Annotated in this window: 10 protein-coding genes; 5 read left to right on the forward strand and 5 right to left on the reverse strand. The window is 68.6% G+C overall.

Features of this window, described 5'->3' with window-relative positions:
* Positions 1-3 precede the first annotated feature (3 nt).
* Genes AB0B94_RS32530 through purH form a run of 3 tightly spaced genes read left to right on the forward strand, consistent with a single transcriptional unit; the run spans position 4 to position 2470 of the window.
* Positions 4-285: a hypothetical protein gene (locus AB0B94_RS32530; protein ID WP_357289607.1), complete on the forward strand. Its 282-nt coding sequence runs from the start codon at positions 4-6 to the stop codon at positions 283-285.
* On the forward strand, positions 282-902 hold the full coding sequence (purN, locus tag AB0B94_RS32535) for a phosphoribosylglycinamide formyltransferase (RefSeq protein WP_091406347.1): 621 nt from the start codon (positions 282-284) through the stop codon (positions 900-902). Before AB0B94_RS32530 ends, purN begins: the two co-directional genes overlap by 4 nt.
* A complete protein-coding gene (purH, locus tag AB0B94_RS32540; protein WP_357289611.1) occupies positions 899-2470 on the forward strand; it encodes a bifunctional phosphoribosylaminoimidazolecarboxamide formyltransferase/IMP cyclohydrolase in 1572 nt (523 codons plus the stop codon). The genes purN and purH overlap by 4 nt, the downstream gene beginning before the upstream one ends.
* 125 nt (positions 2471-2595) lie before the next feature.
* Here the strand turns inward: purH and AB0B94_RS32545 are convergent, their stop codons facing one another.
* The 5 genes from AB0B94_RS32545 to AB0B94_RS32565 all read right to left on the reverse strand — a co-directional run bounded on the left by AB0B94_RS32545 (position 2596) and on the right by AB0B94_RS32565 (position 8418).
* Positions 2596-3633: a dipeptide ABC transporter ATP-binding protein gene (locus tag AB0B94_RS32545; RefSeq protein WP_357289614.1), complete on the reverse strand. Its 1038-nt coding sequence runs from the start codon at positions 3631-3633 to the stop codon at positions 2596-2598.
* Positions 3614-4645 carry an ABC transporter ATP-binding protein gene (locus AB0B94_RS32550; RefSeq protein WP_357289618.1) on the reverse strand — a complete coding sequence of 344 codons (1032 nt, stop codon included), beginning with the start codon at positions 4643-4645 and terminating at the stop codon, positions 3614-3616. Before AB0B94_RS32550 ends, AB0B94_RS32545 begins: the two co-directional genes overlap by 20 nt.
* 7 nt (positions 4646-4652) lie before the next feature.
* Positions 4653-5609: an ABC transporter permease gene (locus tag AB0B94_RS32555; protein ID WP_357289622.1), complete on the reverse strand. Its 957-nt coding sequence runs from the start codon at positions 5607-5609 to the stop codon at positions 4653-4655.
* A gap of 72 nt (positions 5610-5681) precedes the next feature.
* A complete protein-coding gene (locus AB0B94_RS32560; protein WP_238658631.1) occupies positions 5682-6620 on the reverse strand; it encodes an ABC transporter permease in 939 nt (312 codons plus the stop codon).
* 196 nt (positions 6621-6816) lie between these two features.
* On the reverse strand, positions 6817-8418 hold the full coding sequence (locus tag AB0B94_RS32565) for an ABC transporter substrate-binding protein (protein ID WP_357289627.1): 1602 nt from the start codon (positions 8416-8418) through the stop codon (positions 6817-6819).
* A gap of 482 nt (positions 8419-8900) precedes the next feature.
* Here AB0B94_RS32565 and AB0B94_RS32570 point away from each other — a divergent pair, with 482 nt between their 5' ends.
* Together AB0B94_RS32570 and AB0B94_RS32575 are read left to right on the forward strand one after the other, a co-directional pair.
* Entirely contained in the window at positions 8901-9761 is an 861-nt protein-coding gene (locus AB0B94_RS32570; protein ID WP_238668323.1) for a bifunctional methylenetetrahydrofolate dehydrogenase/methenyltetrahydrofolate cyclohydrolase, read from the forward strand.
* A 138-nt stretch (positions 9762-9899) separates the two neighbouring features.
* Complete coding sequence (locus AB0B94_RS32575; protein ID WP_357289631.1) at positions 9900-10850, forward strand: malate dehydrogenase; 951 nt, start codon at positions 9900-9902, stop codon at positions 10848-10850.
* Positions 10851-10912: the final 62 nt, after the last annotated feature.

Below are 10912 nucleotides of genomic sequence, written 5' to 3' on the forward strand. Positions count from 1 at the left end.
TCCTTGGACTGGTTCCGTCAGTTGGTGCTCTTTGTTTCCATCCATGATCGCGGTCAGTCCTCCCAAAGCCCAGTACAGCAACAGGAAGACATGTCTCCCAAAGCAGGCAAAAGGGTCCTTGTCGACCGCTTCGTGTGCCGGATCAGTGGCGGTGTGTGGGCCGGCGCGGCGTTCGGCCCGAGCGAGCGGCAGCGTACCGGGTCGACGCACGTCGGCACCGTCGAAGATCGGCGCACCGCCCGGTCGAAGGGCGTCCCTGACCTGCCCGATAGGGTGGCCCGGTGACCGAGCCCGCGCCTGTCGCCCGCATCGTCGTCCTCATCTCCGGCTCCGGGAGCAACCTTCAGTCGCTGCTGGATGCCGCCGCCGACCCCGCGTACGGCGCACAGGTGGTAGCGGTCGGCGCGGACCGCGATGGCATCGCGGGCCTGGACCGGGCCGACGCGGCGGGGGTGCCGACCTTCGTCGAACGGGTCCGCGACCACGACACCCGGGAGGACTGGGACCGCGCGCTCACCGCGCACGTCGCGAAGCACCAGCCCGACCTGGTCATCTCCGCCGGTTTCCTCAAGCTTGTCGGCCCGCACTTCCTGGCCGCCTTCGGTGACCGCTACCTGAACACCCACAACACGCTGCTGCCGGCGTTCCCCGGCATCCACGGCCCGCGTGACGCCCTCGCCTACGGCGTGAAGCTCACCGGAGCCACCCTCTTCTTCGTCGACGCCGGCATGGACACCGGGCCGATCGTCGCGCAGGTAGCGGTGCCGGTGCTGGACGACGACGACGTCGACACGCTCACCGAGCGCATCAAGGAAGCCGAGCGACGCCAGCTCGTCGAGCAGGTCGGTCGGCTGGTCCGCGAAGGCTGGACCATCACCGGAAGGAAGGTCACGGTTCCGTGAGTCCCACTCAGGACGGGCGCCGCCCGATCAGGCGGGCGCTGGTCAGCGTCTACGACAAGACCGGGCTGGTCGAGCTGGCTCAGGCCCTGCACGCGGCCGGTGTGGAGATCGTGTCCACCGGCAGCACGGCGGGCACCATCGCCGCCGCCGGGGTGCCGGTGACGCCGGTGGAGACGGTGACCGGGTTCCCCGAGGTGCTCGACGGCCGGGTGAAGACCCTGCACCCGAAGGTGCACGCGGGTCTGCTGGCGGATCTGCGCAAGGACTCCCACGTCACGCAGCTCGACGAACTGGGCGTGGCGGCGTTCGACCTGCTGGTCTCCAACCTCTACCCCTTCCAGGCGACGGTCGCCTCCGGCGCCGACGTCGAGGAGTGCGTGGAGCAGATCGACATCGGTGGCCCGGCCATGGTGCGGGCCGCCGCCAAGAACCACGCCTCGGTCGCCGTGCTCACCGACCCGGCCGGTTACCCGGCGCTGATCGGCGCGCTCAGCGAGGGTGGCTTCACACTGGCCCAGCGTCGCGCGCTGGCCGCTCGGGCGTTCGCCGACATCGCCGAGTACGACGTCGCGGTGGCCCAGTGGTGCGCCAAGGAGCTGGCACCCGCCGACGACTCGTGGCCGCAGTTCGCCGGGCTGGCGCTGCGCAAGTCGACAGCGCTGCGCTACGGCGAGAACCCGCACCAGCCCGCCGCGCTCTACACCGACCCGGACGCCCCGGCCGGTCTGGCCCAGGCCGAGCAGTTGCACGGCAAGGAAATGTCGTACAACAACTACGTCGACGCCGACGCCGCCTGGCGGGCCGCGAACGACTTCGCCGACCAGCCGGCGGTGGCGATCATCAAGCACGCCAACCCGTGCGGCATCGCTGTCGGCGCGGACGTCGCCGAGGCGCACCGCCTGGCGCACGCCTGCGACCCGGTGTCGGCGTACGGCGGCGTCATCGCTGTCAACCGGCCGGTCTCGGTCGAGCTGGCCCGGCAGGTCGCCGAGATCTTCACCGAGGTGCTGGTCGCCCCCGGCTTCGACGAGGGCGCTGTCGACGTGTTGCAGGGCAAGAAGAACATCCGGCTGCTGCGGGCACCGGCCTGGACACCGGCGCTGGTGGAGTTGCGGCAGGTGACCGGTGGCGTGCTGGCCCAGGTCGCCGACCGGGTGAGCGCCCCCGGCGACGACCCGGCCAACTGGCAGTTGGCGACCGGCGAGGCCGCCGACGAGGAACTGCTGCGGGACCTGGCGTTCGCCTGGCGGGCGGTCCGCGCGGTGAAGAGCAACGCGATCCTGCTCGCCAAGGACGGCGCCACCGTCGGCGTCGGCATGGGTCAGGTCAACCGGGTCGACTCGGCGCAGCTCGCGGTGGCCCGCGCCGGTGCCGATCGTGCGCGCGGCTCGGTCGCCGCCTCGGACGCGTTCTTCCCGTTCGCCGACGGCCCGCAGATCCTCATCGACGCCGGCGTCCGCGCGATCGTGCAGCCAGGTGGCTCCATCCGCGACGAGGAAGTCATCGAAGCGGCCAAAAAGGCCAACGTAACCATGTACCTGACCGGTACCCGCCACTTCTTCCACTAACCACCCCACCCCACCCCACCCCACCCCCAGCTCGACCCCGTCGATCATGAAGTTATTGCCCGGCACGTCGGCGTGTCAGGGCAATAACTTCATGATCAACCGCGGAGGGCTGGGGGGGGGTGGGGTTAGGCCGGGGTGGCTGGGCGGAGTTCGGCGAAGTGGCAGGCGGAGGGGTGGGGGTCCGCTGCCCTCGGGACCGTTTGGGGGTCCTCGGTGGCGCAGATGTCCTGGGCCTTCCAGCAGCGGGTCCGGAAATGGCACCCGCTCGGCGGGTCGGCCGGGCTGGGCACGTCGCCGACCAGCCGGATCATGTTGCGCTGGTCGCGGGCCTCCGGGTCCGGCACCGGCACCGCGGAGAGCAGAGCCTGGGTGTACGGGTGGGTGGCCCGCTCGTAGATCTCGTCCTCGGTGCCGATCTCGACGATCCGACCGAGGTACATCACCGCGACGCGGTCGGCGATGTGCCGCACCACCGACAGGTCGTGTGCGATGAAGATGTACGAGAGTCCCAGCTCGCCCTGTAGCTGCTTGAGCAGGTTGATCACCTGGGCCTGGATGGAGACGTCGAGCGCCGACACCGGCTCGTCACAGACGATCACCTCGGGCTTCAGCGCGAGGGCGCGGGCGATGCCGATGCGCTGACGCTGACCGCCGGAGAACTGGTGCGGGTACCGGTTGATGTGCTCCGGGTTGAGCCCGACCAGGTCCAACAGCTCCTGGACCCGCTTGGCCTTGCTGCCCTTCGGCGCGGCATCCGGGTGGATCTCGAACGGCTCGCCGATGATGTCGCCGACCGTCATCCGCGGGTTCAACGAGGTGTACGGGTCCTGCATCACCATCTGCATGTTGCGGCGCAGCCGGCGCAGCTCACCGCCGGAAGCCTTGAACAGGTCCTTGCCCTCCAGGGTGGCGCGTCCGGAGGTGGGCGTCTCCAACCGCATCAGCAGCCGGGCGAGGGTGGACTTGCCGCAGCCCGACTCGCCGACCACGCCGAGCGTCTCGCCCCGGCGCAGCTCGAAGCTCACCCCGTCGACGGCCTTCACCGCCCCGATCTGTCGCTGGAACAGCACGCCCTGAGTGATCGGGAAGTGCTTCACCAGGTTGTCGACGGAGAGGATGGTCTCGCCGCGGACCTTGGTGGGGTTAGCTGGCGACGCTGTCATCACGGACCTCCTGCGCGAAGTGGCAAGCGCTGGTCCGGCCGTCGCCGAGGACCAGGTCGTGCGGCACCTCGTCCAGGCAGACCTGCTGGACGTACGGGCACCGGGGGTGGAACGGGCAGCCGGACGGGATGCGCATCAGGTTCGGCGGCAACCCCTTGATCGTCGACAGTTCCTGACCGCGGACGTCCAGGCGCGGGATCGACTCCAACAACCCCTTGGTGTACGGGTGGGCGGGCGCCTTGTAGAGCGAGCGGACGTCGGCGTGTTCGACGATCCGGCCGGCGTACATGACAGCGATCCGGTCCGCGACACCGGCGACGACACCCAGGTCGTGGGTGATCAGGATCATCGCCATGTTGAGTTCCCGGCGCAGGTCGGCCAGCAGGTCCATGATCTGGGCCTGCACTGTCACGTCGAGGGCCGTGGTGGGCTCGTCGGCGATCAGCACCTTCGGGTCCAGCGCCAACGCCATGGCGATCATGACGCGTTGCCGCATACCGCCGGAGAACTGGTGCGGGTAGTCGCCGATCCGCTTGGCGGCACCCGGGATCTTGACCAGGTCCATCAGCTCGATGGCACGACGTCGAGCGTCGGCTCGGGACATGCCGGCGCGCTGGCGCAGCGTCTCACCGATCTGCCAGCCGACCGGGAACACCGGGTTGAGGGCGGAGAGCGCGTCCTGGAAGATCATCGCGATCTCCTTGCCACGTACCTGCCGGCGCTGCTCCTCGGAACGGGTCAGCAGGTCCTCACCCTGGTAGAGGATCTGGCCGGAGCGGACGAACGCGGGCGGCGTGTCCAGGATGCCCATGATCGCCTGGGCGGTGACCGACTTACCCGAGCCGGATTCGCCGAGCACGGCAAGGGTCTCGCCGGCGTCCAGGTGGTACGACACACCGTTGATCACCCGGGCGACACCCTCGTTGGTGCGGAACTCGACGTGCAGGTCCCGCAACTCCAGCAGGTGACCGCCCTCTGGTGTGGCAGAGGCGGGAGTTGGATTGACGGTCATGAGGTTCTCACCGCAGCTTCGGGTCGAAGGCGTCACGGATCGCGTCGCCGAGCATGATGAACGCCAGCACGGTCAGCGCCAGGAAGGCCGACGGGACGATCAACGGGGTGGCCGCCTCCCGCATGTGGATCCGGCCGGTGTCGATGTCCTGGCCCCAGGAGATGGTGGGTGCCTTCAGGCCGATGCCCAGGAAGGAGAGCGTGGCCTCGGCCGCGATGAACGAGCCGAGCGCGATGGTCAGCACGACGATCGCCGGGGCCAGCGAGTTCGGCAGGATGTGCCGCCACATGATCCGGCTGTTGCCGGCGCCGAGCATCCGGGCCGCCGCGACGTAGTCCTGCTCCTTCGCGGTGATCACCGAGGACCGGACCACGCGGGCGGCGGTGGTCCAGCCAAGGAGAGCCAACACGAAGACGACGGCGCCGATCCGAGCCCACTGGCTGTCGCTGGACACCCGCTTGAGCAGCACGATCGCGGCCAGCAGCAGCGGAATACCGAGCACCACGTCGATCACCCGGGAGAGCACCGCGTCGACCCAGCGGCCGAAGTAACCGGCCAACATGCCGATCACCAGCGCGATGATGCCGGTGCCGAGCGCGGCGAGCGCGCCGACCAGCAGCGACGCGCGGGTGCCGTAGACCGCCCGGGAGTACGTGTCGCAGCCCTGGAAGTCGTACCCGAAGATGGCCCCGCCGGACGGCCCGGCGTGCTGCCGGGAGAGCAGGCAGTCGCTCGGGCTGTTGGCGGTGAAGACCCCGGGGAACAGCGCCATCAGGCTGAAGATGACGACCAGCGCCAGCGAGATCCAGAAGATCGGGTTGCGGCGCAGGTCGCGCCAGGCGTCCCCGGCCAGGCTGCGGGGCTTCTGCGCGGCGCCGACCTGGTTGGGCGTGCCCGGCTCTCCGGAGGGGCCACGTCGCGCGGCCTGGTTCTCGGTGGCCGCCACAGTTTCAAAGTCGCTCATGCCCGCACCTCGCTGCGCTCGGCGCCGGCCTGAGAGCCCAAGCACGCTGCGCTGATGATTCGTTCGCTGCGCTCACTCATAGCGGATCCTCGGGTCGAGTACGGCGTACAGGACGTCCACCACCAGGTTCGAGACCAGGTAGACCACGACGAGCACGCTGACGATGCCCACCACCAGTGGGCCGTCCTCGGTGCGGATGCCGCGGAAGAGGTTGAAGCCCACGCCGGGGATGTTGAAGACGCCCTCGGTGATGATCGCGCCGCTCATCAGGTTGCCCAGTTCCACACCGAGGAAGGTGACCACCGGGATCAGCGAGTTGCGCAGCACGTGGACGACGACGATGCGCCGCTTGACCAGGCCCTTTGACCGGGCGGTCCGGACGTAGTCGGCGCGCAGGTTCTCCGCCACCGAGGCCCGGGTGAGTCGTAGGGCGGTGGCCAGCGACAGCGAGCCGAGCACGATGCCCGGCAGCAGGAGCGCGTAGAACGTCGGGTCCGAGCCGGCGGTGGGTGGGAAGAGCTGCCACTTGACGCCGAGGAAGTACTGCGCCAACGGCGCCAGCACGATGGTCGGGATGCCCAGCACCAGCAGGGTCAGCACCAGCGTCGAGTTGTCGAAGATGCTGGCCCGGCGGATGCCCGCGAGCACCCCGGCGGTGACGCCGAAGATGATCGCCACAGCGAGCGCGATGAGCGCGAGCCGCACGGTGACCGGCCAGGCCTGCTGAAGGATGTCTCCGATGTTCCGACCGGTGAGTGACTCGCCCAGGTTGCCCTGGAGCAGGTTCTTCACGTAGTCGAAGTAGCGGTAGAAGAAGCCGCCGACGCCAGTGGCATCCAGGTGGTACTTCTCGGTCAGGTAGGCCCGCTGCGCTGGCGTCACCGGCCGTTCGCCGGCGAGCGCCTGGATCGGGTCGCCCTGCCCGGCGAATGTCAGCGCGTAGACGATCAGGGTGGTCCCGAAGAACGCCAGGACCATCTGCAGTAGGCGCCGCAGGATGTAGCGGAACATGCTTAGCAGTCTCTCCGGAAATGTGCGAAAGGGTCGCAGGACGGCATCTCTGGTCGTACCCGAATATCCGAGACGTTCCGTCCGGCCCGGGGGAGCCGGCACCACCGACGCCGGGTCCGCTGCTGCGGCCCGGCCCCGGTGGTGCGGTCCGGGCCACCCGGGCTTCGTCGCCCGGGTGGCCCGCACCATGGTCAGCTCAGCTGGCTGCTTCGATCTTGACGAGGTTGACCCGCTGGAACAGGTCCATCTCCACGTTCTTGACCTTGGACGAGTGGCCGAACACGTTCTCGCCGAAGCGGAGCGGGATCACCGGCATCTCCTTGGCCAGGATGTCCTCCGCCTGCTGGTACTTGGCGATCGCCTCGTCCTGCGTCTTGGCGGCGGAACCCTCCTTGACCAGCTTGTCGAACTCCGGGTTGCTGTAGCCGTAGTAGTTCGACGAGCCGTTCGTGCTGTACAGCGGGCCGAGGTAGTCCTCCATGGTCGGGTAGTCCATGACCCAACCCATCCGGAACGCACCCACCGGCGTCTTCTTCTCGACCTTGGTCAGCAGGTCGGCGAACTTCGGCTCGACCGAGCCGACAGCGTCCACGCCCAGGTTGGTCTTGAGCTGGTTGACAGTGGCGTCGACCCAGTCCTTGTGCCCGCCGTCGCCGTTGTACGAGATGACGATCTTCGACGGACCGCCGGCGGCCTGGTAGAGCTTCTTGGCCTCGGTCGGGTTGAACTCGGCGGCCTTGCCCGCGGTGTCCTCCCGGTAGCCCGGCAGGACCGGCGCGACGAAGGAGCGCGCCGACGTCTGCGAACCCTTGAAGACCGACTTGGTGATCTCGTCACGGTCGATCGCCATCGAGATGGCCTTGCGCACGTCCGGGTTGCTGTAGTCCTTGTCGAACGTCGGGAACGCGAGGAACTGGAACGACGACATCGGGCTGGTCTTGTACCGGTCACCCAGATCGCTCGGCGCGGTGCTCAGGCTCTCGGTCGGGATCGTGGGCAGCACGTCCAGGTTGTCCGCCAGGACGTCCGCGTAGGCCGCGGTGAGCTGCTGGTAGATCCGGAACTCGATGTTCTTGACCTTCGGCTTCTCGCCCGGGTACGCGTCGTAGCGCTCGACGTCGATCTTGCTGTCGTGCTGCCAGGTGCCCTTCATCTTGAAGGGGCCCTGCCCGATCGGCGCCTGCTCGTAGGAGTCCTTGAGCACGCCCGGAGCCGAGAACGCGGCGTCCGGCATCGGGAAGAACGCGTTGTAGCCCAGCGTCGTCTTGAAGTCGATGTACGGCTCGGAGAGCGTCACTGTGAAGGTGAGGTCGTCGACCTTCTTCAGACCGGACATCTCCTTGGCCTTCGGCGCCTTGTCCTGCAGGTCGGCGTAACCAGCGATCTTCTCGAAGAACGGGTTGGTGTCCTGACCGTTCGGGGCGTACGCGCCGTAGTTCCAGGCGTTGATGTAGTTCTGGGACGTGACCTTCTCACCGTTGTGGAAGGTGAAGCCGTCCTTGATCTTGATCGTCCAGACCTTGTTGTCGGACGAGGTGATCGACTGCGCGGCGACCTCGTACGGCTTGTTCTGGGCGTCGTAGTCGACGAGCGGGCTGAACAGGCCGGCGATCACCTGCGATCCGGACGTCTCGGTGGTGTTTGTGGGAACCAGGTGCTTCGGCTCGGCGATCTGGATGCTGACCACCGAACTGTCGCTGCCACCGGATCCACCGTCTCCGCCGCTGCCGCAGGCCGCGAGGCCCAGCGTCACCGCGAGCGGGAGGGCGGTCCAGGCGGCGAGTCTACGAACTCGCATTGAGCCTCCTCATCTCCTCACGCTGCGCAGTCAGGCCCGACGCTGGGTTACGCTGCGCAACAAGCGGTAACGGTAGGTCGGCGATGGGGCTTCGACAACGACGCGGTTGCGGGTGGGTAACAGTCCGGGGTCACCTCAGTTGTCGGAGGCGAGCGAACCTGCTACCCCAAACCGGGCTTATTGACGTTGAGCTGCGAAAATCCCGGCGAATGACAGTGTGTTCCGCCCTGCCTGGCCGCCTCGATGTCGCCTGGGGTGGCCGTCCCATCTCCGCAGTTCCGCCCTGGCCTGTCTGGTTCGACCGTGATCGAATCCACAAACTGTCACCGAAAGTGACTAGCGACACCTCACACACGGTTACTCCGGCGGCAGCCACCCCGCCATGGCCCGGCCCGCCCGATGGCAACCCCGCAGCACTGGGCGGCGGACGGCCCGAGCGAGGTCGTCTGATCCGCGGGCGGTGGTCGTGAGACGATTCGGTCGTGACGGCGACGCTTCTGGACGGCAAGGCAACCGCAGCGGAGATCAAGGACGAGCTGCGCATCCGGGTGAAGGCACTCGCGGAACGCGGCATCACCCCCGGGCTCGGCACGGTCCTGGTCGGGGCGGACCCGGGCAGCCAGGCGTACGTCAACGGCAAACACCGCGACTGCGCCGAGGTGGGCATCGCCTCGATCCGCCGCGAACTGCCGGCCGACGCCACCCAACAGCAGGTCGACGACGTGCTGGCCGAGCTGAACGCCGACCCGGCGTGCCACGGCTACATCGTCCAACTGCCGCTGCCGGGCCACCTCGACACCCAGCGGGTGCTGGAGCTGATCGACCCGGACAAGGACGCCGACGGCCTGCACCCGGTCAACCTGGGTCGGCTCGTGCTCGGCTACGACGGTCCGCTGCCGTGCACGCCGCGCGGCATCGTCGAGCTGCTCCGCCGACACGACGTGGCGCTGCGCGGGGCCACCGTCGCTGTGGTAGGTCGCGGTAACACTGTTGGCCGGCCGCTCGGCCTGCTGCTCACCAGGCGCAGCGAGAACGCCACTGTCACCCTCTGCCACACCGGCACCCTCGATTTGGCCTCGCACACCCGGGCCGCCGACATCGTCATCGTCGCGGCCGGCGTACCGGGTCTGCTCACCGCCGACATGATCAACCCGGGCGCGGTGGTGGTGGACGTCGGCATCACCCGCGTGATCGGCGCGGACGGCAAGGGCCGCTACACCGGCGACGTGGACCCGGAGGTGGCCGAGACGGCTGGCGCGCTGGTCCCCATGCCCGGCGGCGTGGGCCCGATGACCCGGGCCATGCTGCTCACCAACGTCGTTGAGCGCGCCGAGCGCGGCTGACCCGCGCCCCGGCGACGCCGAACCAGACGGCGGTGACGTTCGCCCCATCCCGGCGATGGCCGCCGCCCCTGGCCTGATCGGTGCCAGGATGACTGATACGGTCCGGAAAACCGACTGGTATCAGGGAGTGGGACGACCATGGGTAAGAAGGTCACTGTCGTCGGGGCTGGCTTCTACGGCTCCACCACCGCACAGCGCCTGGCCGAGTACGACGTCTTCGACACCGTAGTGATCACTGACATCGTGGAGGGCAAGCCCGCGGGCCTCGCGCTCGACCTCAACCAGTCGCGGGCCATCGAGGGCTTCGAGACCAAGGTGGTCGGCGTGACCACCGGCCCCAACGGTGAGGGCTACGAGAGCATCGAGGGCTCCGACGTCGTCGTGATCACCGCTGGTCTGCCGCGCAAGCCCGGCATGAGCCGGATGGACCTGCTGGAGACCAACGCCAAGATCGTCCGCCAGGTCGCCGAGAACGTCGCCAAGTACGCCCCGAACGCCGTCGTCATCGTGGTCTCCAACCCGCTGGACGAGATGACCGCGCTGGCCCAGCTCGCCACCCAGTTCCCGAAGAACCGGGTGCTCGGCCAGGCCGGCATGCTCGACACCGCCCGGTTCAGCAACTTCGTCGCCGAGGCGCTGAACGTGCCGGTGGCCTCGGTACGCACGCTGACCCTGGGCTCGCACGGCGACACGATGGTCCCGGTGCCGTCGAAGAGCACAGTCAACGGCAAGCCGCTGCGCGACGCCATGCCGGCCGAGCAGATCGAGGAGCTGGTCGTCAAGACCCGCAACGGTGGCGCCGAGGTCGTCGCGCTGCTCAAGACCGGTTCGGCCTACTACGCCCCGTCCGCCGCCGCGGCCCGGATGGCGAAGGCCGTCGCGGAGGACTCCGGCGAGGTCATGCCGGTCTGCGCCTGGGTCGACGGCGAGTACGGCATCTCCGGCGTCTACCTGGGTGTCGAGGCGGAGATCGGCGCCGAGGGCGTCAAGCGGGTCGTCGAGACCGACCTGGACGCCGACGAGCGCGCCAGCCTCCTGGAGGCTGCCGAAGCCGTCCGCGCCAAGCAGGACGACATCTCCAGCATGTAGTTCCCCGAACCACAGCATCAGCGAAGGGGGGGGCCGGCCCCCCCGGGCCCCGGCCCCCGGGC

The organism is Micromonospora sp. NPDC048986, from assembly GCF_040649335.1.
GTDB classification, from domain to species: Bacteria; Actinomycetota; Actinomycetes; order Mycobacteriales; family Micromonosporaceae; genus Micromonospora; species Micromonospora alfalfae.

Bases quoted from the DNA above. Each gene is read 5' to 3' on its own strand.
- AB0B94_RS32545 (WP_357289614.1), bottom strand. From the start codon at position 3,633: ATGACAGCGTCGCCAGCTAACCCCACCAAGGTCCGCGGCGAGACCATC.
- AB0B94_RS32550 (WP_357289618.1), bottom strand. From the start codon at position 4,645: ATGACCGTCAATCCAACTCCCGCCTCTGCCACACCAGAGGGCGGTCAC.
- AB0B94_RS32555 (WP_357289622.1), bottom strand. From the start codon at position 5,609: ATGAGCGACTTTGAAACTGTGGCGGCCACCGAGAACCAGGCCGCGCGA.
- AB0B94_RS32560 (WP_238658631.1), bottom strand. From the start codon at position 6,620: ATGTTCCGCTACATCCTGCGGCGCCTACTGCAGATGGTCCTGGCGTTC.
- AB0B94_RS32565 (WP_357289627.1), bottom strand. From the start codon at position 8,418: ATGCGAGTTCGTAGACTCGCCGCCTGGACCGCCCTCCCGCTCGCGGTG.
- AB0B94_RS32575 (WP_357289631.1), top strand. From the start codon at position 9,900: ATGGGTAAGAAGGTCACTGTCGTCGGGGCTGGCTTCTACGGCTCCACC.